Consider the following 26,105-nt stretch of genomic DNA (forward strand, 5'->3'; position numbering starts at 1 on the left):
TGATTCCCTGACTCAGCCCATGCGCCCGACGACCTCTTTCTCGCTCCAGCGGCCGGACCGCCCGCTGCGCACCGGCGACCTCGTGCGCGCGGCCGTCATCGTGCTGTTCATCATCGTCATCCTGCAGCTGCTGTGGTCTGCGCGGCTGCTGGTGCTCACGACCTTCCTCGGCGTGCTCTTCGGGCTCTCGGCCTCACGTGCCACCGAATGGGTGATGCGGCGGGTGAAGGTGAAGCGATCGATCGCCGCGGCGGGCGTGGTCTTCGGCTCGACGGCGCTGCTGCTGCTGATCTTTGCCTGGTCCGGTCCGACGCTTGTCGAACAATCCACGGAACTGCGCACGAAGCTGCCGGAGTCCGTGCAGAATCTCGAGACCTGGATCGGCGGCAAGTCGCCGCGCCTGCTCGATGCGATCGCGCCGCCGGACAGCACGGGCGGCAGCCGCATCATCGCCGCCGCGAACCGCTACTCCGAAGGCCTGACCGAGTTTGCGTTCGGTGTGGTGCAGTCGGTGTTTGTGGTCGCGGCCGGCATCGTGCTCGTCATCTTCGTGGCGCTCTACATCGCCGCCGATCCCCGCGTGTATCGGCGCGGCATGATGCTGCTCGTGCCCAGCGAGCAGCGCGAGCGATTCGGAACCACGCTCACGGCCGTGGGCGGCGCGCTGCGCAAGTGGTTCCAGACGCAGTTGATCGCGATGGTCGTGATCGGCGTCGTGACGACGATCGTGCTCGCGCTGATTGGCGTGCGCGGCGCCCTGCCGCTGGGCGTACTGGCCGGCCTCTTCGAGTTCATCCCGAACATCGGCCCGCTGCTCTCGGCGATTCCCGCCGTACTCATGGGATTCACGGAGTCGCCGCAGCAGGCCGGCATCATCGCCCTCGCCTACTGGGGCATCCAGTTCCTCGAGAACAACCTGCTGATCCCGTATCTGATGCGGGAGCAGCTCGACCTGCCGCCGGCGCTTACGCTGCTGGCGCAGGTCATCATGGCCTACGTCTTCGGCTTCCTCGGCCTCTTCGTGGCCATTCCTGTCTTGGCGGTTGCGATGGTCGCGGTGCGCACGTACTGGGTGGAGGACGATCTGCCACCGTTGCCCACGATGGAGATGCGCATCCCCGAGCTGTTGCCTGAGGAGGACGGCGGCAGTGCTTGAGACGCCGCACGGCGCGGTCGGCCTCGACGAGGCAGGCCACGGCGTACCGGTGCTCCTGCTGCACGGGTTTCCCCACGACCGCACACTATGGGAAGCGCAGCTGGCGTCCCCACCAAGTGGCGCACGATTGGTTGCGGTGGACCTGCCGGGTTTCGGCGAGAGCGCGAGTACCGTCACCGCGTCGCTCGACGCCTGGGCCGATTGGTGCGCGGATGTGCTCGACGCGCTCAAGATCCCCAAGGCCGTCATCGGTGGGCTCTCGATGGGCGGCTATCTCGCGCTCGCCCTGTGGCGGCGCCATCCGTCGCGCGTGCAGGCCCTGCTGCTGGCCGACACGCGCGCAGGCGCGGATAGCGAGGAAGGCCGCGCGAAGCGCGTCGCGATGCAGCAGCTCGCCGCGCGGCAGGGTGCGGACGCCATCGCCGACCAGATGATCACGGGGATGGTGGGCAAGACGACACGTGCGAAGCGGCCCGCCGCCGTGGCATTCCTCGACGCGATGATGCGGCGCGCAAGCGTCGCGGCCATCCACGACGCGCTCGATGCGATGCGCACGCGACCCGATGCCGCGTCGACCCTGCCGACGATCTCCGTGCCCACGCTCATCGTCTGCGGCGACGAGGACGCGCTCACGCCAGTGAAGGAGTCCGAGGCGATGCACGCCGCCATTCCCGACAGCCAGCTGGCGATCATTCCCGGTGCCGGCCACGCGAGCTGTGTCGAACACCCGGCGGCGTTCACGGCCCTTCTCGCCGGCTTTATTCAAGCCAGATTTCCCTAGGCCATCAATCCTTTCCAGGACGAGACCCTGACCTCCCCCTCCCCGACCCCCAACCACGCCAACGTCAGCGCGGCCGAGCAATCGTCGGCGGCAAAGATCGGCGCGGTGCTGTTCCGCAATCGCGGCTGGCTGCCGGTGCCCTTTCTGCTCGTGCCGCTGTTCGCGCCCGGCCACATGTCGCCACGCACTACGCTCATTGGCGTCATCATCATGGTGATAGGCGAGTGGTGGCGGATGTGGGGCGTGGCCACGGCCGGCACCGTCACGCGCCGCCGATCGCGCAACGTACAGAAGCTGGTGGCGCACGGGCCGTTTGCCTGGAGCCGCAACCCGCTCTACAACGGCAACTTCCTGCTGTGGATGGGCATCATCACGATCAGCGGGGTGCTCTGGTTCCTGCCCGTGGCCGCGGTGATCTTCGCCATCGAGTACTACTACATCGTGCGCTACGAGGAGGGCGTGCTCGAGAGCATCTTCGGGCAGGTGTACCTCGACTACAAGGCGAAGACGCCGCGTTGGATGCCGCGGCCGCCTGCGGCCGGGGATGGGGAGGGCGAGTTCTTCTGGGCGGAGGCGTGGAAGTCGGAGATCTCCACGTTCCTGCAGTTCGTGGCGATCATTGGGTTGTTCATTGCCAAGGACCGGTTCTTTCCGATGTAGGATGGAGGATGGAGGATGGAAGGTGGAGGCGAACGGCAATGCGGGACGCTGCCGTCTCGCGCATAAACCCTTTGGATCTACACTCGTGATTCGTCGCTCTATCCTGGCGCTCGTCCTCCTCCTGGCGGGCGCCTTTGACATTCTGCCGGCCCAGAGCCGCACCTCCGGCGTCACCGTGTTCGGCAAGGTAGTGGATGCGCGCTCGTCGCAGCCGATTCCCTTCCTCACCGTGCAGCTGCGCACGGAACGCGACAGCGCGTTTCTGACAGGGCGGCTCACGGACTCGACCGGCGCATTCACGTTCCGCGACCTCGCGAGCGGGGTGTACCGGCTCGAGGCCAGGCGCATCGGCTACGAACCGCTGGTGCAGCGGGTGCTGGTCGGCGAGCTGAGCGCCTTCCTCGACCTCGGCGTCCTGCCGATGGTGCCGGCGGCGGCGCAGCTCGGCGGCGTGGTCGTGAGCGCCAGCGCCGACGAGGTGTCCGCGGCGATGGACCGCCGGACCTTCCGCGTGGCCGACAACGTGAGCCAGTCCGGCGGCTCCGTCTTGCAGGCGATGGCCAGCCTGCCCGGCGTGACGGTGTCGCAGGACGGCAAGGTGCAGCTACGCGGCAGCGACCAGGTCATCGTGCTCATCGACGGCAAGCAGACCGCACTCACCGGCTTCGGCGCCCAGAGCGGCCTCGCCAACCTCCCGGCCTCGGCCATCGAGAACATTGAGATCATCACGAATCCCGGCGCGCGCTTCGATGCCAACGGCAGCGCCGGCGTCATCAACCTGATCCTCAAGAAGGAAGAACAGGACGGCCTCAACGGCAGCCTCGGTCTCACCGCCGGTGCCGGCGCACTCTGGGAGAAGCGCGCGAACCTCCCGAGCGTGGGCGAGCAGTACCGCGTGACCCCCAAGATCAATCCGTCGGTCTCGCTCAACTACCGCAAGGGCGGCACCAACACCTTCCTGCGCGGCGACTGGCTGCACTCGCCCACGCTCAACAAGAACGAATTCGCCACGCGGCAGTACGGCGATACGCTGACGGTCATCCAGCAGATGCGCCGCAACCGCGATACGGACTACGCCACGGTGAGCGCGGGCGTCGACCACGCGTTCGACGAGTACCGCTCGCTGACGGTCTCCACGCTCTACAACCAGGAGACCATCATCGACCATGGCGACAATCCGTACTTCCGCAATGACGTCGCCACCCGCTACCGGCTGTGGCAGTTCCTGGAAGACGAGGTCCTCTACGCGGCCTACGGCACGGCGGTGTACACGCGGCGCTATCCACAGCCGGGCCGCTCGCTGACCGTCACGGGCATCGTCTCGTTCCACCGCGAGGACGAGAAGTACTTCTTCACGAACACCCTGGCCGGGTTCACCGGTCGCGACTCGTTCGCACTGATCGCCGATGAGCACGTGCAGGACCTCAACGTCGACTACATCCGGCCGCTGCGGCAGGGTCGCGTGGAGGCCGGGTTCAAGGGACGCCGTCGCGTGATCCCGACCAACATGCAGTTCTTCCCGGGGCCGCAGTCGCCGATCGACAGCGGCGCGGGCGGGCGCGCCGAGTATCGGGAGCTGATCCCGGCGCTGTATGGGAACTACGTGTATGAGAGCGAGACCGTCGAGCTCGAGGGCGGCCTGCGCGTGGAGACGGTGATCCTCGACTACGACGTGAATCCCGACCACAACACGTATCGCAGCGATGGCTATCGCTACACGCAGCCGTTTCCGAACGTGCGGGTGGCCTACAAGTTCTCGCCCTCGCGGAAGCTCTCGCTGTTCGTGAACCGTCGCGTGGACCGGCCCAACGAAGGCGACATCCGCATCTTCCCCAAGTACGACGAGCCGGAGTTGCTCAAGGTCGGCAACCCAGGCCTGCAGCCGCAGTTCACGACTTCGGCCGACCTCGGGTATCGCGCGAGCTGGGGACGGGGCAGCCTCTACGGCGCGGCGTTTCACCGGATCACCGACGCGACCATCACGCGCATCGCGACCAGTGTGCCGGGCGACTCAATCCTTTACAACGTCACGCAGAATGCGGGACGCAGCTGGATGACGGGCGCGGAACTCGTGTGGCAGCAGTCGCTCACGGACTGGATCACGACGAGCACGAACGCGATGGTCTATCGCAGTACCGTTGGTGCCTTCACTGTGCTGAACCAGTATCCGCAGCCCACCAGCTTCTCCGCTCCGCGGCAGGAGATCGTCTCAGGCAACTTCAAGGTGAACGCCACGATCCTGGCACCAGGCGGATGGGATGCGCGCGTGACCAGCGTGTATCTCGCGCCGGACCTGCTGCCGCAGGGGCGCATCGAGAGCCGCTACTCGCTGGATGTCGGGCTACGAAAGAGCGTACAGGGCGGACGTGGCGAGGTCATCGTGAATGCCACGGATGTGCTGAACACGATGCAGTTGCGGCGGACGATCCGGGGGACGGACTTCACGTGGCGGTCGACGGATTACCTCGAGACGCAGGCAATCAGGGTCGGGTACTCTTGGAAGTTCTGAACCGCAGTAGTGAGTTGTAAGTCGTGAGTTGTAAGTGAAAAGCAACGGCGATGCGGAGGTGGCCTCCGCATCGCCGTTGCTCACTTCTTGCGACTTACAACTCACCACTTACGACTGCCGCTCATCCCCGGATCAGCGAGTCGGCCGCCCCGGCTTCGGCTCCTTCTCAAACACCTCGCGATTGATCGCCACATACTGCTTGAGGTTCGCCGGCACATCCTCCTCGGGGAAGATCGCAGTCACCGGGCACTCGGGCTCGCAGGCGCCGCAATCAATGCACTCGTCCGGATGGATGTACAGCATGTCCGGCCCTTCGTAGATGCAGTCCACGGGGCAGACGTCCACGCAAGACTTGTCCTTCGTATTGATGCAGGCTTCGGTGATGACGTACGGCATCGAGGTCCTCGGTGGGAGATGCGGCTTTCAGATATCCACAGCGGAAGATAGACGCGTTGGGGACGGCCGAACAGCCCGCCGCAGCCTCAAGCTGGACAGGTCTCCGGCGGCCCCCTAAATCCCACTCGTGCGCCTCTCCATCAATGATCGACCGTTCGCGCTGGAACCTGACGGACACGCGAGCCTGCTCGACGTTCTCCGTGACACGCTGGGCCTGATTGGCACGAAGCGTGTCTGCGACGCCGGGGCCTGCGGGGCCTGCACGGTCCACGTCGATGGGCGCCCCGTCTACAGCTGCCTGACCCTCGTCCACGGCTGCGAGGGTCGCCAGATCCGCACCATTGAATCCCTCGGTGACGCCGGCAATCCGCACGCGCTACAGGAGGCGTTCGCCGCCGAAGATGCGGCGCAGTGCGGTTTTTGCACCCCCGGGCAATTGATGGCGGCCGCCGCACTGCTGGCGCGCAACCCCAACCCGAGCGACGAGCAGATCGTCGCGGCGATGTCGGGGAACCTCTGCCGCTGCGGCACCTATCCCAAGATCGTGCGTGCCGTCCGGCGGGCGGCCGCCACGATCAGGGAGTCGGCCAATGGCTGAGGCCCGTGGTGGGCGATTCATCACTACGACCGTTGAGGTCGAGGGGCGCGTCGAGCAGCGCGTCGTGGAGGTGCCGGCGTTCGAGATGGAGCCGTGGACCGAAAACGAGGAGCTCACACACGTCGGCGCGCGCGCCCGTCGGGTGGACGGTCTTGCCAAGGCCTCCGGGCGGCCGGGCTATACCACGGACCTGCGGCGCCCGAACCAGGCGTACGCCGCCATCCTGCGCTCCACCGTGGCGCGCGGGCGCGTGACGGCACTCCACACGGACACAGCGCGCGCAGTGCCTGGTGTGCTCGACGTTCTGCTGGCCGCGGACGTGCCCGCCCGCACGCGACTTTTCGGCCAGGAGATCACCTACGCCGGCCAACCCCTGGCGGCGGTGTGCGCGGAGTCGCAGGAGATCGCCGACCGTGCCGTTGCATTGATTCGCGTCGAGTTCGAGCGGCTTCCACACGCGGTAACCGTTGCGCAGGCCACCGCTCCCGACGCGGCGCCCGTGCGGCCGCGGCTGGAGAACAACCTGCTGTTCAAGGAGCCGCGAACGCATACACGCGGAGACGTCGACGCCGGACTCGAGACCGCTGATGTCGTCGTCACCCGCGAGGTTCGTACGCCCTGCGTGCTGCACTCCGCACTCGAGCCGCACAGCGCGGTGGCTGAGTGGGACGGGGACGCACTCACTGTGTGGGAAAGCACGCAGGGCATCTACCGCGTGCGCGACAACCTCGCGAAGGCACTTGGGGTGCCGCTTTCCAACGTCCGCGTGATCTGCCAGGCCATGGGCGGCGGCTTCGGCGCCAAGAACTACGCCGGCGCGCATAGTTACATCGCCGCAGTGTTCGCGCGCCGGCTCGGCCGGCCGGTGGCCTGCTTCGTGGATCGCTACGCTGAGCAGGTGGATACGGGAAACCGGCCCGCCTCCGTGCAGCGCGTTCGCATCGGTGCGACGCGCGACGGAAAGCTGACCGCGATCGACTTGGTTGCCGAGGTGCCGTTGGGCATCGGCGGCTGGGAGGGCGGGCCCGGCGAGATCTATCACGAGATGTATCGCTGCCCGAACGTCCGCACGCACGAGACCTTCGCCTTCGTGAACACGGCGGCGATGGCGGCCTTCCGCGCGCCCGGGCACGCGGAAGGCAGCGTCGGACTCGAGATGGCAATGAATGCGCTTGCCGCTGAGCTCGGTATGGACCCACTCGAGCTGAGACGGCGCAACCTTGCAGAGCGCGATCAGAAGAAGGACCGCCCATACTCGGGCAATCGGCTGGACGAGTGCTACGCAGTCGGCGCGGAGCGATTCGGCTGGGCGCGCTGGAGCGGGCGGGCTCGGACCGTTGCCGACGCCGAGTCGCCGCGTGCTGAGGCTGTGCAGGATCCTCGGAGGGTCCCGGGCAAGCCTCATCTACGTCGTGGGGTCGCCGTCGCCGCGCAGATCTGGTCCACGGGCGGCGGCCCGCCCTGCTACGCCACCGTGCGCTTCAACAGCGACGGCAGCGCCGACGTGCTCGCCGGTTCACAGGACCTCGGCACTGGAACGCGCACCATTGTCGCGCAGGTTGCTGCGGAGGCGCTGGGGCATGGACTGAACCAGGTGCGGGCCGTCATCGGCGACACGGGCGCGGCCCCGTACGCCGGTAACTCCTGGGGCTCGATGACCGTGGCCTCGCTGGCACCCGCCGTCCGGATGGCGGCGGCGGACGCGCGCAACGCATTGCTCGACGCCGCAAGCGGCTTGCTCAACGTGCCCAAGGACGCTCTGGAGACCAAGGACGGCGTGGTGTCCGTGCGCGACACGGATCGCTCGATGACCTTCAAGGAGATCACCGGCAAGCTCGGCTCCGTGATGATCCAAGGGCACGGCTCGCGCGGCCCCAATCCGCAGGACGCGGCGATCGTGACGACTGGCGCGCAGTTCGCCGAAGTCGAGGTGGATGCCGAGACCGGCGTCGTGCGTGTGCTGCGCATCGTGGCGGTGCACGACGCCGGCCGCATCGTGAACCCCACACTGGCCGAGTCGCAACTCGAGGGCGGCATCATCCAGGGGTTGGGCTTCGCGCTCTTTGAGGAACGTGCGCTCGACACGCGGATGGGCCTGCCGCTCAATGTCGGGCTTCACGACTACAAGATTCCGACGCTGGCGGATGTCCCGGCGATCGATGGGCACTTCCTTGATGGCGCGGACACGAAGGCGAACCATGTCGGCGCGCGCGGGATTGCCGAACCGGCCATTGTGCCGACAGCGCCGGCGATTGCGGGCGCCGTCGCGGACGCGTTGGGGGTTGAGGTGCTGGAGCTGCCGTTGACGCCCTGGCGTGTGCTGGCGGCGCTCGACAACAAGGCCTAGGTCGGGCTCGGCTGCGGACGTTCGCGCTCCGTCGGCTGCGGACCCGCTGACCCGTTGCGGCTGACTACGCGCGCCAAGGCGGCGCCGAGCCGGGCTTCCGCTTCAGGGCGGGATTCTTTCGATACAGCGTCGCGGTGCGGCCAATGACCTGAATCACCTCTGCCTTCACACGGGCCGCGAGGTCGTTGGCCGCCTGCTTGGCGCTGACTTCCGCGTTCTTGTTCAGCTGGATTTTGACCAGCTCGCGCGCACGCAGCGTCTCATCAAGGGCGGCGATCAGCGTGCCGGACAGGCCCTCGTCGCCCACGTGCACCAGCGCCTTCAGTGTATTGCACTCGGAGCGCAGCGCTGCGCGCTCCTTGCCCGTCATCGTCATCGCCTTTTGCCCTTCTTCCTGAGGTAGGGGATCGGGTTCACCGGGTCGCCCGTCCACCACATGCGGCTGTTCACGTAGCGCAGTAGTTGGTAGTGGAGGTGCGGGGCGTTGCGCGGGGCGTTGCCCGTGGTGCCGACCGTCCCAATGTAGTCGCCGCGGCGCACGCGCTGTCCCTCGCGCAGGCCGGGGGCCCATCGGTCGAGGTGCGCGTAGTAGTGCACGAAGCGGTTGCTGCGATCGACGATGTAGACCGTGCGACCGCCGAGGTTGTTGCTGGAGACACGACGCACGATGCCTTCGTCGGCGGCGAGGACCGGCGTGCCGCGGCGCGCCATGACATCGAGTGCGAGGTGGGCACGGCCACCGCTGCGCGGAGCCGTGTAGGTGTCGCGCAGGTCCTTCGGGTGCACACCGTGCACCGGCACCATCATGTCGCGCGAGCGCAGATAGTCACGCTCGCTGGCCGTGCGCGGCGCACCCGGTGCCGGCGTGCCGGCGCAGGCAGCACTCAGCAGCAGCGCGGCGGTCGCGAGAATCCAAGTCGAGAAGCGGGTCATCATGCTGCAAACGAGCGCAAAGCCGCACGCGTCACGTCGGGCCTAGGCGGGCGGCACTGCCCAAGCGAGGGCGTCAACGTACACGCGGTCGCGGCCGCGCCCCGTGATCTCGGTGGCGAGTCCCACTTCGACGAGGCGTTCGAGAGCGTCAGCGGCCGCCGGGCGCGAGCAGTCGAGCGCCTCGCTGAGGCGAGGCATGGTCGCCGCCAAGTCGAGCCGGAGCCGACCCAGCGCGCGGCGCGCGGTGATGGCCGCTCGACCCAAGGGTGCGAGGCGCGACGCGTCGTCGGCCGCATCGCGAAGCCCCGCTTTCAGGGCGACGCGTCGCGCCCGCGCCGACTCCGCCGCGGCGGCGAGCAGCAGCCGAGCCAGGCTGGCGTGATCATCGTCCGAGGACAGCGCTCTCGACTCGGCAAACGCGTCGGGGTCGACCTCGGCGAAGGGCAGGATGTGCACCCGGTGCATCAACCCGGCGGCGCCGAGCACCAACGTGGGCACGAGGTCGGCGAGGGGCAGGCTGCCGAGGGTCCGTGCCGCGTCCAGTGCGCGGAGCAACACCGAGCGCGGCTGGCCGCCGGGATTCAGGACCGCCTCGAGGGCAGTTGTCCCGAGGTCGAGCTCGGGAAGCAACGGCTGCAGTCGTGCGACGGTCAGCGGTAGGCCGGTTCGGAGCAGGCGATCGGCTTGCTCCACCACGTCGCGCGCTCGAGCCAGGCCCGTGGGCAGCGCGGCATCGTGGACGGGGTCGACGGATGCCGCGACAAGCGAAACGCGAGCTTCCGCAATACCTTGTGCTCCGGGTCTCACGGCGAGTCGGGCCGTGACATCCGCACAAAGGGCCAAGGCCACGGACGGGCTCGCGAGACTCGCCGCGAGGTCGAGTCGCGCAAGTTCATCCGTGGCGGACTCTACGAGCCTGATAATGGTGGCGATTTCCGAATTCACATAGAAGAACCGTGTTTGCGGTGAGCGGTAATATGACTTAAAGGCCTACATTTTCTTTTTGGTTGTTTGTTTGGTCTTGATTGTAGTGTGAACCTACAGAATGAGAGCTTCCAAATCTGTAGCCCTGGCCGAGTTCTACTCGTTCGATCAACACACAACTATGAAAACCAATTTTATCGCCTTATCGCTTGTTCTGCTAGTTGTCTCGGCCTGCGCGACCCCTGTTAGACAGGCGGGCGGACCGGCTGGTCGGGTCAGCGGCGGCACGCTGGCACCCCATCGCGTCTTCGACAGTGAGACTGGGCGGTTCACCGACTTCGGCCGGTTGTTAACTGCGTCCGCCGACGCGGATGCACTCTTCCTCGGCGAGTTCCACGACGATCCCGGCACGCACCAGCTGCAGTTCGCCATCCTGCAGGGCCTCTCGCGGCGCAGGACCGACACGCTGGTGCTCGCCATGGAGATGTTCGAACGGGACGCCCAGCCGGCGCTCGACGCCTATCTCAGGGGGGAGATCAGCGAAAGCAGCTTCCTTGAGCGCAGCCGCCCGTGGCCGAACTATGCGAGCGATTACCGGCCGCTCGTCGAGTTCGCCAAGGCGCACGGGTGGCCCGTGGTCGCGGGCAACGTGCCGCGTCGTATCGCGTCGGTTGTCGCGCGCGGTGGGCTCGGTGCCCTGGACTCACTTCCGCCTGGCGATCGCAGCTTGGTGGCAGCAGCACACAGCTGTCCTCGTGACGAGTATTGGCGCCGATTCCGCGAGGTGATGGGCGACATGTCCTCGCACGGCATGCAGATGACGGCCGAGCAGGCGGAGGCGATGGTCTGGCGCACGTACGAGGCGCAGTGCGTGAAGGACGAGGCGATGGGCGAGGCAGTCGCAGCCGCCATCGCGCAACACCGGACCCTGGTCGTGCACCCGAACGGCGCCTTCCACTCGGACTTTGCCCTCGGCACGGTTGAGCGGACGCAGCGTCGCGCGCCGAGCGCCAGGCTCATCGTGGTCAGCTTCATCCCGGTGCCGAACCTCGCCACAGTCGATCCGCAGGAGCACCGCGCGCGTGGCGATTTCATCGTCTTCACGCAGGCACCGCCGCGCGCGGACTCCTCGTCGGCGCCGTGAGCTTTCGCTACACGCACGCAACCTCGCTCGATGAGGCGCTCACGGTGCTTGCCGCATCGGGTACGTTGCCAGTCGCGGGGGGAAGCGACCTTCTCCCCTGCTACAACGACGGCATCCTGGCCCCCACGGAAGTCGTTGACGTCAGGCAGGTCCCGGAACTGCACGACGTGGTTTTGCACGCCGACGGAAGCGCGAGCATTGGCGCGGCCGTAAGCATCGCGGACCTCGCCGAGCACGGTGCACTCGGGGAGCGGTTCCCACTCCTGCGCGACGCCTGCGCGAGCGTCGGCACGCCGGCGCTCCGAAACCAGGGCAGCCTCGGCGGCAACCTCGCGCAGCGGCATCACTGCTGGTACTTCCGCCGCGGTGTCGGATGCTTCAAGCGCGGCGGTACGCACTGCGCTGCCGTGGACGGCGAACACCAGTACCACGGCATCGTGGCCGACGGGACCTGCCGTGCAGTTCACCCGAGCGACCCAGCCGTGGCGCTCGAAGTATTGGACGCCAGCATCCAGGTCGCGCGCGCGGGATCGGCCATGCGCAGCCTATCGCTGGAGCAGTTCTACGACGGTGCGGCCACCGACCCCAGGCGCGAGGCGCAGCTGGATGCTGGCGACTTGATTGTTGCCGTGCACCTGCCCGCCGCCAGTGCTGGGGGCACCCAACACTGGGAAAAGCTGATGCAGCGCGGGGCGTGGGACTTCGCGCTGGCCTCCTGCGCCGCGCAGCGGCGACGCGACGGCAGCGTACGCATGGCCCTCGGGGGCGTGGCGCTGCATCCGTGGCGGGTCGCCCTCTCGGTTGAGGAGGACGTGGCCGTGGGCGGACTCGATGACGAGTCCGTGGATGCCCTCGCCGAGCGCGCGCTCTACGATGCCGTACCGCTGGCACACAACGGCTTCAAGGTGGCGATGGCGCAGGCGCTGCTGCGGCGGGCCATGCGGGCGATCGCCTCGTAGGCGGGCCTTCAAACCCTCGAGGGCCCGCATCGGTCAGAGTGGAATGCGAAACCCTCGCGCACGGCGTGCGTACGAGGGGACGACAGCACTCTCACTCAGGACGCTTCCGATGCGCAACATCCATCGCGTACTGCCCCTCGCGGCGCTCGCCCTCGCGACGGCGGCCCCGCAGCTGCGGGCCCAGGACGACCATAGCGGCCCGCGGGCCCGCAAGGTCATTTCGATTGGCAACTATCCACGGGTTGATGGTATCCGCATCAACTTCCGAGATCGCGAGCTCGACCGCGTGCGCGGCGCGAACATCACGATCTGGAGTCCCTACGACGACTACATCGGCGGCACGGTGACGGGCGCGGCCATCGGCCTCCCGATCACGGCCGCCGAGAACATTTACGGCGTGTCGTTCGGCATCTTCGGCGTAGCTGCGGAGAACGACATGACGGGCATCAATTTCGGCGGCGTCGGCGTCGGCGCTGGCGGCACGATGTCCGGCATCAGCTTTGGTCTTGTCGGCGCTGGCGCGGGCAATGATGTGCGCGGCGCGGCGGTGGGCGGCATTGGAGTAGGTGCGGGCGGTTCCATCCGCGGCGTGATGCTTGGCGGTGTCGGCGCTGGCGCGGGCGGTGAGCTGCGCGGCTTGGCGCTGGGCGGCGTCGGTGCGGCGGCGGGCGGCGACGTTCGCGGCATTCTGGCCGGTGGAATCGGGGCCGGGGCCGGTGGTGACCTGCGCGGCGCCGCGATCGGCGGTGTGGGCGTTGGCGCGGGTGGGTCCGCGCGCGGCCTGCTCGCTGGCGGCATCGGGGTCGGCGCGGGCGGCTCGGTGCGCGGCATCGCCGTCGGCGGTGTTGGCGTCGGTGCCGGCGGTTCCGTGCGCGGCATCGCCGTCGGCGGCATCGGTGTCGGGGCCGGCGGAGGCATCACGGGGCTGTCGGTGGGTGGAGTCGGTGTCGGTTCCGGCGGTACGCTGCGCTGGGTCTCCATCGGCGGCGTCGGTGTCGGCGCGCCGCGGATTGAAGGACTGGCCGTTGCCTCGATGGTCGGTGCCGAAACCACTCAGGGTGTGATCATCGCACCGATCCTCTTCCGCACCGAACGTGGTGGCCAGGCGACGGGCGTGAACGTCTCGAGCGTGAATGCGATTCGCGGCTTCCAGCAGGGCGTGAGCATCGGCCTTGTGAACTACGCCGAACGGTTGCGCGGCATCCAGCTAGGGGCCGTCAACATCGTTCGCGACAACCCGGCTCCGTTCAAGGTGTTGCCGCTCATCAACTTCGGGCGCGAATAGGCGTCGAGGCTGGCTCGCACGTTTCAGGCGCACGGTTCGGTGCCGATTCGGCTGGGGCAGCCGCTGCGCTCGTAGCGCGAGTTGCGCTGGCGAGTAGGTTCGACGGGGGACAGGGCAACGCCCTGTCCCCCGTCTGCGTTGTTCGGAGGTCCCGGCAGGACCCAGACTTGTTCACCGTAGCCTGAGGGTTGCTATGCGAAACGTCCAGCGAGCGGCGCTGCTTGCCAGCGCCATCAGCGTACTTCTCGCGCCGGAGGCTATGGCGCAGCAGGGCGCGCCGGTGCAGAACGCGGAGTGGGAGGTGCCGTACGGCGGCCGCCCGCGCGACCCGTTCGTTCACCAGGACGGCACCGTGTTCTTCGCCGGACAGGCCGGCAACTACGTCGGGCGACTCGACCCGCGGACGGGCGAGTTCCGCAAGTATGAGATCGACCCGGGGACGAATCCGCACACGGTCGTCGTCGGCCCGGACTCGATGGTGTGGTTTGCCGGCAATCGCAACGCGATGATCGGGCGCCTGAACCCGAGAACGGGCGAGATTCGCCGCTATCCGATGACCGACTCCACGGTGCGCGACCCGCACACGATGGTGTTCGACAAGGACGGCAACATCTGGTTCACGGCGCAGAACTCGCACACGGTCGGACACCTCAACGTCCGCACGGGCGCCATCCGCTATGTGAAGACGGGCACCCCGCGTTCCGGCCCGTACGGCATCCAGCTCAACTCACGCGGCGAGGTGTGGGTGAATCTCTTCCACACAAACAAGATCGCGAAGATCGATCCGCGGACGTATGAGCTCACCACCTATGAGCTGCCGCACGAGCGCGCCCGCGGCCGTCGCATTGCCATCACGCCGGACGACGTGGTCTGGTACACGGACTACACGCGCGGCATGCTGGGCCGCGTGGACCCGACCACTGGCCGCATCACGGAGATTCCGCTGCCGGGCGGCCCGGCCTCCCTTCCCTATGGCATGGGCAGCGACGAGAAGGGTCGCATCTGGGTGACGGAGAGCGGCCGCAACGGCGCGATCCTTCAGGGCTTCGATCCGCGCACGAACACCTTCTTCGGCCGCACGCTGATCGGCAAGGAAGACAACAACACCATCCGCCATATGTACTTCGATGCGAAGACCGGGCTGCTGTGGTTCGGGACGGATCAGGGCTTCATCGGGCGGGCGGAGGTTTCGGCCTCGCGTGTGGCGATGTGATTGAACGGCAGTGGTGAGTTGTAAGTCGTAAGTGATAAGAGAAGAGCAACGGCGATGCGGGGTCCAATCCGCATCGCCGTTGCTCATTTCTTACGACTTACAACTCACTACTTACAACTGCAGTTGATCTACCGCGGCCAGAGCCAACCAAACACCCCTCCCATCAACAGCCCATACACGAGGGCATCCGTGGCGTGCAGTGCGTAGGCCTTCCAGGGCCTGCCAAACCAGATGGAGTCGGGCACGGTGCCGAGCCCATAGGCCATGAAGCCGATCGTGCCGACCAGCCGGAAGACCGCGAGATAATCCGCACCCGGTTGCAGCGCGTGCGATGCCACATATGCGGTGAAGGTCGCCACGACCGCGTTGAACACGAAGCTCTGGATCATCATCCCGCCCATGCCTTCGGCGGGAGTTGCCAGCGTGAGGAAACCGTACGGCCCGCGCTCGCGCTTGGCCTTGTTCTCCGGTGAGTTGGCCTCCTTCATGTCGTCGACGTAGGGGAAGGCAAACTGACCGATTCCCGGACTGCCGGCGCGAATCGCATCGAGCACGGCGTCCTCGTTCGGCAGCTTCGTGTACTCCTTGCGATGGTGCGGCATCACGGTCCAGGCCAGGGCCGAGGCGATGAACGCGACAGCGGCGCCGGCGAGGATCGGGACCCACAGGTCGATCAGGAACTGCATGTATCGCCTCCGGAAGCGGGGGGATGAGGCAGGCGCCCTAGGCCCGGGAGCGGTGGCCGGACCCTCAACACTCTGGCTCGCCAGCCGTCCGCGCAATATCCTGTGCCGTGCAGATTTCCGTGGAGCCCGGCACCGAGGCACTGCGACGCGCCGTGCGCGTCTCGCAGGCCGTGAACCGTGTGCGGCAGCTGCCCACGGTCTTCGTGGCCAATCCGCTGCTCGCGGTGTTCATCGGCATCACCTACTGGGACTTCGCCGACCACTCGTTCCTCGTCGGTCTCGTCGCGGCGATGTTGGTGCTCTGGACGCCCGCTGCGCTCAGCTGGCGACGTCTCCACTCCCGAACCCGCCCCACGGACGTCAGCGAACGCAACGAGCAGCGGGCGATGCTGTTCTCGTGCCTTGCTGGCATCACGTGGGGCGTGACGGCCTGGTACCTCTTCCCGCTCGGAGCGATGGAAGAGCGCGCCACAATGGTCATGCTCCTGGCCGGCCTGACTGGAGGGTCAGTGGCGTTTTTCTCGTCGTCACCGATTGCCAGCCTGCTGTACTTCCTGCCCTTCATGTCATCGCTCTTCATCCAGTCGGTGCGCTACGACACGGCCGCGCAGCCGGTGCTGCCGAGCGCGATCGGCGTGTTCATCCTCACCTCGCTGTTGTTCACGCGGCGCAGCTGGCAGCAGTTCGTGGACAACGTGCAGGTGCTGGTCGAGCGCGACCACGCCCTGGAGGAGGCCAAGGCCAGCGAGATCCAGTTGGAGTTGGCGCTCTCGCGCATGCAGGACCTGGCGATGGTGGACGAGTTGACTGGCTTGAAGAACCGCCGGGCATTCTTCGACGACGCCGAGCCGGCCATCGCTGCTGCGCGCCGACGTGGGCAGCCCATCGCAGTGGCGTTGTTGGACCTCGACCATTTCAAGGAGGTCAATGACACCTACGGGCACGCCGCCGGTGACATCGTCCTCAAGGAAGTGGCCGACCGGATCGTCCAGACGCTCCGCGAGGAACAAATGGTCGGCCGCATCGGGGGCGAGGAGTTTGTGGCCCTGTTGCCGGATACCACGCCTGCGCAGGCGCTGGTGGCCGTGGAGCGCGTGCGGAAGGCGGTCGGTGGCTCTCCCGTGAGACTTCCAAAGGGCGCCGAGGTCTTGGTCACGCTCTCGGGTGGCATCACCCTGCTGAAGGAAGGGGAGCAGGTAGAGGCCGCCATCGACCAGGCGGACAAGGCCATGTACCGGGCCAAGGGGCTGGGCCGGGACCGGGTCGAGGTGTTCGGGAACGTGTGAGCCGGGGGGTCGGGTTTGTATCCATAGGTAAACCCGAGTATTTTTATGGGTTACTAGCTCCACCCGACTCCAGCAGGGCCCCATGAGCTCATCGATCGAAGCACTCGTCAATAAGGAATACGCCTACGGGTTCGTGACCGAGGTCGACTCGGACACGATTCCCGCCGGCCTGACGGAAGAGACCGTCCGCCTCATCTCGGCCAAGAAGAACGAGCCCGAATGGCTGCTCGACTGGCGCCTCAAGGCCTTCCGGCGCTGGCAGACGATGACCGAGCCGCACTGGCCGAACGTCACGTATCCGCCGATCGACTACCAGTCGCACACGTACTACTCGGCACCCAAGTCCGTGAAGCCGCTGCAGTCGCTGGACGAGGTCGATCCGGAGCTGCTCAAGACCTACGAGAAGCTCGGCATCTCGCTCACGGAGCAGAAGCGGCTCCACGGGATCGCCGTGGACGCGATCTTCGACTCCGTCTCCGTGGGCACCACGATGAAGACGGAGCTCGAGAAGGTCGGCGTGATCTTCTGCAGCTTCGGCGAGGCGGTGCACAACCATCCGGAGCTCGTGAAGAAGTACCTGGGCTCCGTGGTGCCGTACTCGGACAACTTCTTCGCCGCGCTCAACTCGGCGGTGTTCTCCGACGGCTCGTTCGTGTACGTGCCGAAGGGCGTGAAGTGCCCGCTGGAGCTGTCGACGTACTTCCGCATCAACGCGGCCAACACGGGCCAGTTCGAGCGCACCCTGATCGTCGCCGACGAGGGCGCCTCGGTGAGCTACCTCGAGGGCTGCACGGCGCCGAAGCGTGACGAGAACCAGCTGCACGCGGCGGTCGTCGAGATCGTCGCGCTGGACCGGGCCACGGTGAAGTACTCGACCGTGCAGAACTGGTACGCCGGCGACAAGGACGGCAAGGGCGGCATCTACAACTTCGTAACCAAGCGCGGCAAGGCGTTCACGGACGCCAAGATCTCGTGGACGCAGGTGGAGACGGGCTCGGCGATCACCTGGAAGTATCCCTCGGTGATCCTGCAGGGCGACAACTCGGTGGGCGAGTTCTACTCGGTGGCCGTGGTGAACGGCAAGCAGCAGGCCGACACGGGCACGAAGATGATCCACATCGGCCGCAACACGAAGTCGACGATCATCTCCAAGGGCATCAGCGCGGGCAACGGGCAGAACTCCTACCGTGGCCAGGTGAAGGTGCTGCCGAAGGCCGAGGGCGCCCGCAACTACACGCAGTGCGACTCGATGCTGATCGGCAACGCCTGCGGCGCGCACACCTTCCCGTACATCGAGATCGCCAACAACACGGCGACGCTGGAGCACGAGGCCAGCACGAGCAAGATCGGCGAGGACCAGATCTTCTACTGCAAGGCGCGCGGGCTGAACGCCGAGCACGCGATCTCGCTGATCGTGGCGGGCTTCTGCAAGGAAGTGTTCAAGGAGCTGCCGATGGAGTTTGCGCTTGAAGCCCAGCAGCTACTCGGCATTTCGCTTGAAGGGTCGGTTGGGTAACGGCAGCTGATGGCCACAGAGGCACAGAGACACCGAGAACTACCACCGCGTTTTGCTTGCCTCTGTGTCTCTGTGCCTCTGCGGCAAACGCTTTTTTCTTTCTGACTACAACGGAACTCTGATTCATATGCTCAAGATCACCGACCTCCAGGCCGCCGCCGGCGAAAAGCAGATCCTCAAGGGGATCTCCCTCGAAGTGAAGCCCGGCGAGATCCACGCCATCATGGGGCCCAACGGCTCCGGCAAGTCCACGCTCGCGCAGGTCATCGCCGGCCACCCGGGCTATGAGGTCACGGGCGGCTCCATCGAGTACCAGGGCGAGGACCTCTTGGAGCTCGAGGCGGAGGAGCGCGCGCAGAAGGGCGTGTTCCTCGCCTTCCAGTATCCCGTCGAGATCCCGGGCGTGACCAACGCCTACTTCCTCCGCGCGGCCTACAACGAGATCCGCAAGGCGAAGGGCGAGGACGAGCTGGATCCCATCGAGTTCCTCGACCTGATGGAAGAGAAGCTCAAGCTGGTCGACATGGACCCGGCGATGCTGCAGCGCTCCGTGAACGCCGGCTTCTCCGGCGGCGAGAAGAAGCGCAACGAGATCCTGCAGATGGCCGTGCTGCAGCCGACGCTGGCCGTGCTCGACGAGACCGACTCCGGCCTCGACATCGATGCGCTGCGCATCGTGGCCGAGGGCGTCAACAAGCTGAAGCGCCCGGACAACGCGACCATCGTCGTGACGCACTACCAGCGCCTGCTCAACTACATCGTGCCGGACTTCGTGCACGTGCTGGCCGGCGGCCGCATCGTGAAGAGCGGCGGCAAGGAGCTGGCCCTGGAGCTGGAGGCCAAGGGCTACGACTGGCTCCTCGAGCGCGCTGGCGCGGCGACCGCGGGAGTCTGACCGTGACGATGCCGTACGCAGAACAGTTCGAGGCCTTCGCGACGAACGGCGGCGCCGAGGGTCCGGCGTGGCTGCCCGCACTGCGCGAGAGGGCCTTCGAGCGCTTTCGCACGCTGGGCTTCCCGACCACGCGTGACGAGGACTGGCACTTTACCTCGGTCACGCCAATCGCAGAGCGCACCTTCAAGTCCGTGAAGCCGGCGGCCACGCAGCTGACGCTGCGCGACATCCAACCGCATCTGGTGGACGCCGACTGGCACCGGCTGGTCTTCGTGAACGGGCAGCTGGAGCCGTCGCTCTCGCAGTTCGCGGGCCTGCCCGCCGACGTGCAGCTCTCGCCGCTGAGCGAGGTGATGCGCCAGGACGCGAAGTGGCTGGAGCAGCACCTTGGCACGTTGGCTGCCTTCGACAAGGCTGCCTTCACGGCGATGAACACCGCCTTCATGCAGGACGGTGTCGTGCTGCGCCTGCCGAAGGGAGAGGTGGTGGACGTACCGATCCACATCCTGCACCTGACGGACGGCGAGGCACAGGGCGCGGCGATCCATCCGCGCCTGCTGGTCGTGGCCGAGCCGCTGTCCAACGCGACACTCGTCGAGAGTTTCGTCGGCCTCGGTGGCGCCAGCTATCTGGTGAACGCCGTCGCCGAGATCGTGGTGGGCGATGGCGCCCGCGTGGACCACTACAAGCTGCAGCGCGAGGGGGCGGAGGCCTTCCACGTCGGCACTGTGCAGGTCTCGCAGGGCCGCGATTCCATCTACCACAGCTTCTCGTACGCGGCCGGCGGCGCGCTGTCGCGCACGAACATCTACACGAAGCTGCTTGGCACGGGCAGCGAGGCGCGGCTCAACGGCCTCTACGTGCTCGACGGTTCGCAGCACGCGGATCACCAGACCTTCGTGGAGCACATCGCCGAGTCCTGCGCGAGCCGCGAGCTCTACTGTGGCATCCTCGACGGACAGAGCCACGGCGTGTTCAACGGCAAGGTCTTCGTAGACCCGCAGGCGCAGAAGACGGACGGCAAGCAGACCAACAAGGCGCTGCTGCTCTCGCCGCAGGCGCGGGTGGACACCAAGCCGCAGCTGGAGATCTTCGCCGACGACGTGAAGTGCACGCACGGCGCGACGGTGGGCCGCATCGACGAGACCGCGCTCTTCTATCTCAAGAGCCGCGGCATCGGCAGCGACAACGCTCGGGCGCTGCTCACCTACGCGTTTGCCGCCGAGGCGCTGGAGACGATCGAGATCGACGCGCTGCGGCTCACGCTGGAGCGCAATGTGTTCGAGCGCTTCACGCACACGCGGCTGGAGTAGCGATGGCTGACGCCGCCCTCGACGCGCTGTACCAGGAAGTCATCCTGGACCACAACCGTCGGCCTCGGAACTACCATCCGATGGACGGCGCGACCTGCAGTGCGGACGGGAAGAACCCCAACTGCGGCGACCAGCTCACGGTCTGGCTCAAGGTCGAGGACGATCGCGTGGCCGACATCTCCTTCCAGGGGATGGGCTGCGCGATCTCCAAGGCCTCGGCATCGATGATGACCGATGCCGTGAAGGGCAAGTCGCGGGCCGAGGCGGTGGCGCTGTACGACAAGGTGCATCGGATGGTGACCGGCGAGGATCCCGCGCTGGCCAGCGACAAGACGATGGGCCCGCTGCGCGCGTTGAGCGGCGTGAGCAAGTTCCCGATGCGGGTGAAGTGCGCCTCGCTGAGCTGGCACGCGATGAAGGCCGCGCTCGATGGTGCCGCGACGGTGACCACCGAGTCGCCTGAGGACGCGCGGAGCGCCTCGTGACCACGGCGCCGGACCCTGGCAGCGGCACCGCGGCGCCCGAGGGCGCCGTTTTGCTCGACGGGCTCACGGCAGGCGATGTCGTGGACGGGCAGCTGTATCGCGCATCTCTACCGAACGGCACCGCCGTGGTGGTCGGGCGGCACGACGGCTCGTGGTTCGCGCACAAGGATTGCTGCCCGCACGCGGAGTATCCGCTCAGCGAGGGCACCCTGTACGCGAATGGCGAGCTGGAGTGCTGCTGGCACGGGGCGAAGTTCAATTGCCTGACGGGCGCGCTGCTCGGCGGGCCGGCCGAACAGGGCTTGGTGCGGTTTGACGTGACGGAGCGCGACGGCGCGCTCTGGGTGAAGCGAAGCGCAGGGGGTGCGCGATGAGGGCCTCAACACCGGTGGAACTGGCGAAGCGCGCGGATTTTCCGCTGCTGCTCGCGCAGCCGGAGCTTGTGTATCTGGACAGCGCGGCGACGGCCCAGAAGCCGGCGGCCGTGCTCGACGCGCTGCGTCGTTACTACGAGTCGGAGAACGCGAACCCGCACCGCGGGGCCTATGCGCTCTCGGCGGCGGCAACTGAGGCGTATCACAAGGCGCGGCAGCGCGTGGCGCGCTTTGTTGGCATCGCAGACGCCGACCAGCTGATCTTCGTGCGTGGCACCACCGAAGGCATGAACCTCGTGGCGACGGCCTGGGGCCGCGCGAATGTATCGCGCGGCGACAACGTCGTGGTCACACGGATGGAGCACCACGCCAACTTCGTGCCGTGGCAGCAGCTGGCGCGGGCGGTCGGGGCGGAGTTTCGCATCGTGGAGCTCGATGCGGCAGGAAACCTCGATCTCGAGATGCTTTCGCGTCTGGTTGATGCGCGGACGAAGGTGGTGGCCTTCGGCCACGTGTCGAACGCGCTGGGCACCATCAATCCCGTGGCCAAGATCGTCGCCGCCGCGCGCGCAGCGGCGCCCTCGGCGCTGCTGGTCTGCGACGGCGCGCAGGCCGTGCCGCACCTCGCAGTGGAGGTGGATGCGCTCGGCGTTGACGTCTATGCCTTCAGCGGGCACAAGGTCGGTGGCCCGATGGGTATCGGCGCCGTCTTCGTGCGGCGCCCGATCCTCGACGCGATGCCGCCGTATCAGTTTGGCGGCGACATGATCGAGTGGGTGAACGACGACGACAGCACCTGGAACGTGATCCCGCACAAGTTCGAGGCGGGCACGCCGAACGTGGCCGGGGCGGTGGGCCTGGCGGCGGCCTGCGACTTCCTCGATGGACTCGGGATGGAGGCGGTGCGCCGGCACGAGTTGCTCATCACGACCGCGGCGATGCGCGCGCTGTCGGAGATCGAGGGCGTGACCGTGTTTGGAACGCCGACGGCCGAGGGTCGCAGCGGCGTGGTCTCGTTTGCGATGGCGGACGTGCATCCGCACGACGTGGCGACGTCGTTGGACGCCGCGGGCGTGTGCGTGCGCGCGGGACACCACTGCGCACAGCCCCTGATGCGCCGGCTCAGCGTGCCGGCGACGACGCGGGCCAGCTTCTGGATCTACAACACGCTGGCGGATGTAGACGCGCTGGCGCGGGCTGTCCGCGCGACGCAGGAGCGGTTCGCGGGGGTGTAGCGCCTAGCGCGGCACGCCCACCAGCGACGCCAGCGTCGAATCGGCCACGGCGCCCAGGAAGTCCCGCCACGCCGTGCCGTGAAGCCAGGGCCAACTGCGATAGCCGCGGCGAAGGGCCTCCTGCATCTGGGCCGTCGCGACCGGCACATCGCCCGACGCCGCTGCCAGCCGCGCCTCGGCCACCCGACGCGACCCAAGGTCCTGCGGCTCTGGCGCCCGTACACGCGCAAGCGCGCCCCGTGAGCCCGCGCGCTCGGCGGCCATCGCCGCCTGTTCCTGGAAGCTCGTGCGCGTTGGCGACTGTCGCGCTCGCTGCGTCAGCACACGCTCGGCCTCGGCGTAGCGTCCCATCGAGTGCAGGGCCGACCCGAGCCAGAACAGATGCTCGCTCTCGCTGGGGTGCAGGCGCAGGCGGGCATTCAGCCAGGACTCGGCCCGCCGCAGATAACGCATGCCCGCCGTTGTGTCCCCGTGCGCGGCCATTTCCTCGCCCGCAACGACCAGCAGGCTGGCCTGGGACCAATACACCTCGGCCTCCAGCGGCTCGGCGGCGACCAGCAGCGAGTCCAGCCGAAGCGTGTCGTGCTGCGCCGCCAGTGCACGCGCCATGAGCGTCCATGCCACGCGCAGGTTCGGGTGGCGAGCACGCATCTCGCGCGCCGCCCTCAATTCGGCCGCGAAATCGCCCGTGAGGTGGCGCGCGTGCGCCAAGTTGGTCCAGTACGAGGGCCAGCCCAGCATGGCACCGCGATCGGGGCTCAGGGCCTCGAAACGCGCGCGGGCATCCTTTGGCCGCCCAAGCCAGAGCGAGACCAAGGCCGCGTCATAGGCGGCGCGTGAATCCGGCGCCAGCGCCGCCGCCCGCGAGGCGGCGTCGAACGCGGCGGGGGCGTCCCCTGCGAGGGTTGACCGCAGAAACGCGCGCAAGTGGTCGTGGTAGTCACTGAGTTCACCGCGCCGCGCATCGAGCACGACAAGGATGGAGTCGAGCGCGGCGAACTGGCCGGTATTCCACGCCGCCTGAGCGGCGTACACGAGTGGCGGAATGAAACCGGAGTCCGCGACATAGGCCGAGCGAAAGCCCGCGTACGACTCACGATACTGCTGGCGGTTGAACTGCGTGAGCGCCCGATCGAATGCCCGGTACGCCTCGAAGGTAGGCGGCCGCTCGAGCACCTGCGCCACCGAGGCGAAGCGCTCGTCGCGCTTGGCGGCCAGCGCGCCCATTACGCGGTCGCGGAGGAGGCGGACTCCAAGCGTCAGCGAGTCGGCAGCGACATTCACCGGCTCCACCGACACCAGCAACTGCCCCCGCCGCGCGTCCCGCACCTCGGCGATCAGCGTCATCCCTTCGGGGGTGTTGAAGATGCCGCCGCTCACGATGGTACCAGCGTTCAGTCTCGAGCGAAGCAGCTCTGCCGGGTCGTCACCGCCGTCGGTGACGTTGAGGACCTCGGACCAGGGGATGACCTGGAACAGGCCGGCCTCGTGGAGGCCTTGTGTGACCCAGGCTCCGGCGAGCCGCCCACGCACGTCGTCGCCACCACTGCCGCCGTCCAAGCGGAACGGCGCCACGGCGACGGGCATCACCAGGTCGCCAGCGCGAACCGTGTCACGCGGACGAACAATGCCCCAGCCAAGCCACGCGACCGCCACGGCCGCCGCCGCAGCGATTGCCCAGCGCAGGGTCCGTCCGCGCGACGCTTCGCGCACGAGCGCGGCGCCAGACGCGTCAATCACGCTCGGCGCGCCCGCCATCATCGAGTCCAGCGCGGCCACCAGCGTGCCTGCACTCGGCGGGCGACGCGACGGCTCGGGTACCAGACACTTGTAGATCAGCGCAACAAGCGCCGGCGGCAGGTCCGAGCGCGAGCTTCCAATGTCGAGGTTGCCCCCGTGCTTGCCGAGCAGCATCTCACTGGCCACGAGGCCCCAGGCGAAGAGGTCGGCGCGATGGTCCACCACGCGCCCGGCCGCCTGCTCCGGCGCCATGTAGCGCGGCGTGCCGACCGCGTGGCCTTCGTGCGTGAGGCGGTCGCTGTCGTCGCCGATTGCCCCGCTGCCCGTGATGATCTCGCGTGACGTGTACTGCGCGATCCCGAAGTCGAGCAGGAATGCGTGGTCGCCGCTGCAGAACACGTTCTCCGGCTTCAGGTCGCGGTGCACCACGCCGGACTCGTGCGCGTGGTGCAGGGCATCGGCGATGTCGCGTAGCAGCTTGAGCGCCGCCGGCACCGGCAGCGGCCCCACCCGATCGAGGCGCTCGCGCAGCGTCTCACCGGCCAGCCGCGGCATCACGAAGTAGAGCAGGCCGCCGGCATCGCCCGAGTCGAGCAGGGGGATGATGTGCGGATGCGCCAGCCGCGCCGCGATCTGCACCTCGGCCTCGAAGCGTTGCCGACCCACCGCCATCGCCAAATCTGGCCGCAGCACCTTGAGGATCACGTCGCGCTGATGCTTGACCTCGTGGGCGCGGAAGATCGCCCCCATCCCGCCGCGGGCAATCTCCTCGCCCAGACGATATCGGCCCTGCAGCGCGGCGCCGAGTCGCTCGGCGATCGGCGCATCCGCGTCGGGCAGGTGTGGCGCGGGACTGTCGAGTAGGCCCGTGGTGTGGAAGGCCTCGAGCATCTTCTTGAGCTCGTCGGCCATGGCGCGATCTTCGCCGCAGCAATCGTCGACCCACTGGGCCTGCCGGTCGCGCGCGACCTCCATCGCTTGGTCGAAGAGCGACGACAGCTTGAGCCAGCGCTCCTGGGCCCCGCTGCTCCTGCGCTGCACTAGATGTCCTGCGCGATCCGCGCGTGCAGCCAGGCGCGGGCCTTGGCCCAATCGCGCTGCACGGTGCGCGACGTGACACCGAGTGCGGCTGCGGTCTGCTCCTCGGTGAGCCCGCCGAAGAAGCGCAGTTCGACCACGCGTCCGAGACGATCGTCCATCTTGGCGAGTTCGGTCAGCGCCTCATCCAAGGCAACCAACTGCTCGGCGTCTGCCTCTGGTGCGTCGGCGGCGGCGTGATCGCCGAGAGTGACGAAGACCTCGCCGCGACCGCGCTTGGCGGTCTTGCGACGCCGGGCATGGTCCACGAGGATCTGTCGCATGGCGCGCGCGGCGATGCCGAGGAAGTGGGCCGTGCCCTCGGCGTCAGGCGCACCGCCGCGCGACATCTTGAGATAGGCCTCGTGCACCAGGGCCGTGGCCTGCAGCGTGTGGCCCTGGGCCTCGCGATTGAGCAAGAGCTCGGCCGCGCGGTGCAGTTCCGCGTAGACCAGCGGGAACAGCGCGTCGAGCGCGCCCGCGTCCCCGCCGCGCGCCGCGGCCAGCAACTGGGTGACATCCCCTGGAGTGGCGGAGGACTCGGGCTGTGCCATGGCGTGAATATAGAGCCGCAGGACGGGACGGGCAGGTAG

The 26,105-nt window shown here is 67.6% G+C and carries 24 protein-coding genes; 17 read left to right on the forward strand and 7 right to left on the reverse strand.

The features are described from left to right. Nucleotides 1-19 precede the first annotated feature (19 nt). The 4 genes from KF709_06180 (at nucleotide 20) to KF709_06195 (ending at nucleotide 5,106) form a co-directional block, all read left to right on the forward strand. On the forward strand, nucleotides 20-1,156 hold the full coding sequence (locus KF709_06180; GenBank protein ID MBX3173981.1) for an AI-2E family transporter: 1,137 nt from the start codon (nucleotides 20-22) through the stop codon (nucleotides 1,154-1,156). Continuing rightward, nucleotides 1,149-1,937 carry an alpha/beta fold hydrolase gene (locus KF709_06185; protein ID MBX3173982.1) on the forward strand — a complete coding sequence of 263 codons (789 nt, stop codon included), beginning with the start codon at nucleotides 1,149-1,151 and terminating at the stop codon, nucleotides 1,935-1,937. The genes KF709_06180 and KF709_06185 overlap by 8 nt, the downstream gene beginning before the upstream one ends. A gap of 105 nt (nucleotides 1,938-2,042) precedes the next feature. After that, nucleotides 2,043-2,597 (forward strand): isoprenylcysteine carboxylmethyltransferase family protein, encoded by a 555-nt coding sequence (locus KF709_06190; protein MBX3173983.1) that lies wholly within the window; start codon nucleotides 2,043-2,045, stop codon nucleotides 2,595-2,597. Between the two features lie 85 nt (nucleotides 2,598-2,682). Beyond that, nucleotides 2,683-5,106 (forward strand): TonB-dependent receptor, encoded by a 2,424-nt coding sequence (locus tag KF709_06195; GenBank protein MBX3173984.1) that lies wholly within the window; start codon nucleotides 2,683-2,685, stop codon nucleotides 5,104-5,106. A gap of 132 nt (nucleotides 5,107-5,238) precedes the next feature. Here the strand turns inward: KF709_06195 and KF709_06200 are convergent, their stop codons facing one another. Beyond that, nucleotides 5,239-5,502: a ferredoxin family protein gene (locus KF709_06200; protein ID MBX3173985.1), complete on the reverse strand. Its 264-nt coding sequence runs from the start codon at nucleotides 5,500-5,502 to the stop codon at nucleotides 5,239-5,241. A gap of 127 nt (nucleotides 5,503-5,629) precedes the next feature. On the opposite strand from KF709_06200, the gene KF709_06205 reads away from it, so the two are divergent. After that, complete coding sequence (locus KF709_06205; GenBank protein ID MBX3173986.1) at nucleotides 5,630-6,100, forward strand: (2Fe-2S)-binding protein; 471 nt, start codon at nucleotides 5,630-5,632, stop codon at nucleotides 6,098-6,100. Further along, nucleotides 6,093-8,447 carry a xanthine dehydrogenase family protein molybdopterin-binding subunit gene (locus tag KF709_06210; protein MBX3173987.1) on the forward strand — a complete coding sequence of 785 codons (2,355 nt, stop codon included), beginning with the start codon at nucleotides 6,093-6,095 and terminating at the stop codon, nucleotides 8,445-8,447. The genes KF709_06205 and KF709_06210 overlap by 8 nt, the downstream gene beginning before the upstream one ends. Nucleotides 8,448-8,511: 64 nt before the next feature. Here KF709_06210 and KF709_06215 read toward each other — a convergent pair whose 3' ends face one another. The 3 genes from KF709_06215 to KF709_06225 are packed head-to-tail and all read right to left on the reverse strand — an operon-like array spanning nucleotide 8,512 to nucleotide 10,076. Continuing rightward, a complete protein-coding gene (locus tag KF709_06215; GenBank protein MBX3173988.1) occupies nucleotides 8,512-8,823 on the reverse strand; it encodes a YhbY family RNA-binding protein in 312 nt (103 codons plus the stop codon). Then, nucleotides 8,820-9,383 (reverse strand): M23 family metallopeptidase, encoded by a 564-nt coding sequence (locus KF709_06220; protein ID MBX3173989.1) that lies wholly within the window; start codon nucleotides 9,381-9,383, stop codon nucleotides 8,820-8,822. Before KF709_06220 ends, KF709_06215 begins: the two co-directional genes overlap by 4 nt. Nucleotides 9,384-9,422: 39 nt before the next feature. Then, entirely contained in the window at nucleotides 9,423-10,076 is a 654-nt protein-coding gene (locus tag KF709_06225) for a hypothetical protein (GenBank protein ID MBX3173990.1), read from the reverse strand. Nucleotides 10,077-10,650: 574 nt separating this feature from the next. Between KF709_06225 and KF709_06230 the strand changes: the two genes are divergently transcribed. The 4 genes from KF709_06230 to KF709_06245 all read left to right on the forward strand — a co-directional run bounded on the left by KF709_06230 (nucleotide 10,651) and on the right by KF709_06245 (nucleotide 14,905). Then, nucleotides 10,651-11,448: a ChaN family lipoprotein gene (locus KF709_06230; GenBank protein MBX3173991.1), complete on the forward strand. Its 798-nt coding sequence runs from the start codon at nucleotides 10,651-10,653 to the stop codon at nucleotides 11,446-11,448. Beyond that, on the forward strand, nucleotides 11,445-12,407 hold the full coding sequence (locus KF709_06235; protein MBX3173992.1) for an FAD binding domain-containing protein: 963 nt from the start codon (nucleotides 11,445-11,447) through the stop codon (nucleotides 12,405-12,407). Before KF709_06230 ends, KF709_06235 begins: the two co-directional genes overlap by 4 nt. Nucleotides 12,408-12,516: 109 nt before the next feature. Beyond that, on the forward strand, nucleotides 12,517-13,692 hold the full coding sequence (locus KF709_06240) for a hypothetical protein (GenBank protein MBX3173993.1): 1,176 nt from the start codon (nucleotides 12,517-12,519) through the stop codon (nucleotides 13,690-13,692). Between the two features lie 193 nt (nucleotides 13,693-13,885). Beyond that, entirely contained in the window at nucleotides 13,886-14,905 is a 1,020-nt protein-coding gene (locus KF709_06245) for a hypothetical protein (GenBank protein MBX3173994.1), read from the forward strand. Between the two features lie 128 nt (nucleotides 14,906-15,033). Here KF709_06245 and KF709_06250 read toward each other — a convergent pair whose 3' ends face one another. Then, a complete protein-coding gene (locus tag KF709_06250; GenBank protein ID MBX3173995.1) occupies nucleotides 15,034-15,591 on the reverse strand; it encodes a hypothetical protein in 558 nt (185 codons plus the stop codon). A 107-nt stretch (nucleotides 15,592-15,698) separates the two neighbouring features. On the opposite strand from KF709_06250, the gene KF709_06255 reads away from it, so the two are divergent. The 7 genes from KF709_06255 (at nucleotide 15,699) to KF709_06285 (ending at nucleotide 22,695) form a co-directional block, all read left to right on the forward strand. Then, nucleotides 15,699-16,877: a diguanylate cyclase gene (locus KF709_06255; GenBank protein ID MBX3173996.1), complete on the forward strand. Its 1,179-nt coding sequence runs from the start codon at nucleotides 15,699-15,701 to the stop codon at nucleotides 16,875-16,877. An 82-nt stretch (nucleotides 16,878-16,959) separates the two neighbouring features. After that, nucleotides 16,960-18,393, forward strand: coding sequence for a Fe-S cluster assembly protein SufB (gene sufB / locus KF709_06260; protein MBX3173997.1), 1,434 nt, complete (start codon nucleotides 16,960-16,962; stop codon nucleotides 18,391-18,393). A 121-nt stretch (nucleotides 18,394-18,514) separates the two neighbouring features. Continuing rightward, nucleotides 18,515-19,288 carry a Fe-S cluster assembly ATPase SufC gene (sufC, locus tag KF709_06265; GenBank protein MBX3173998.1) on the forward strand — a complete coding sequence of 258 codons (774 nt, stop codon included), beginning with the start codon at nucleotides 18,515-18,517 and terminating at the stop codon, nucleotides 19,286-19,288. A gap of 2 nt (nucleotides 19,289-19,290) precedes the next feature. Then, a complete protein-coding gene (gene sufD / locus KF709_06270; GenBank protein MBX3173999.1) occupies nucleotides 19,291-20,601 on the forward strand; it encodes a Fe-S cluster assembly protein SufD in 1,311 nt (436 codons plus the stop codon). A gap of 2 nt (nucleotides 20,602-20,603) precedes the next feature. Next, the gene (locus KF709_06275) at nucleotides 20,604-21,086 is read left to right on the forward strand and encodes an SUF system NifU family Fe-S cluster assembly protein (protein ID MBX3174000.1); all 483 of its coding nucleotides are present in this window, start codon (nucleotides 20,604-20,606) and stop codon (nucleotides 21,084-21,086) included. After that, nucleotides 21,083-21,460 (forward strand): Rieske 2Fe-2S domain-containing protein, encoded by a 378-nt coding sequence (locus KF709_06280; GenBank protein ID MBX3174001.1) that lies wholly within the window; start codon nucleotides 21,083-21,085, stop codon nucleotides 21,458-21,460. Before KF709_06275 ends, KF709_06280 begins: the two co-directional genes overlap by 4 nt. Further along, nucleotides 21,457-22,695 carry a SufS family cysteine desulfurase gene (locus KF709_06285; protein MBX3174002.1) on the forward strand — a complete coding sequence of 413 codons (1,239 nt, stop codon included), beginning with the start codon at nucleotides 21,457-21,459 and terminating at the stop codon, nucleotides 22,693-22,695. Before KF709_06280 ends, KF709_06285 begins: the two co-directional genes overlap by 4 nt. Before the next feature lie 3 nt (nucleotides 22,696-22,698). Here KF709_06285 and KF709_06290 read toward each other — a convergent pair whose 3' ends face one another. Both KF709_06290 and KF709_06295 read right to left on the reverse strand, forming a co-directional pair. Then, nucleotides 22,699-25,476 (reverse strand): serine/threonine-protein kinase, encoded by a 2,778-nt coding sequence (locus KF709_06290; GenBank protein MBX3174003.1) that lies wholly within the window; start codon nucleotides 25,474-25,476, stop codon nucleotides 22,699-22,701. After that, nucleotides 25,476-26,066, reverse strand: coding sequence for a sigma-70 family RNA polymerase sigma factor (locus KF709_06295; GenBank protein MBX3174004.1), 591 nt, complete (start codon nucleotides 26,064-26,066; stop codon nucleotides 25,476-25,478). Before KF709_06295 ends, KF709_06290 begins: the two co-directional genes overlap by 1 nt. Between the last annotated feature and the right edge of the window lie 39 nt (nucleotides 26,067-26,105).

The organism is Gemmatimonadaceae bacterium (assembly GCA_019637445.1).
In the GTDB taxonomy this organism is placed as follows: Bacteria; Gemmatimonadota; Gemmatimonadetes; order Gemmatimonadales; family Gemmatimonadaceae; genus Pseudogemmatithrix.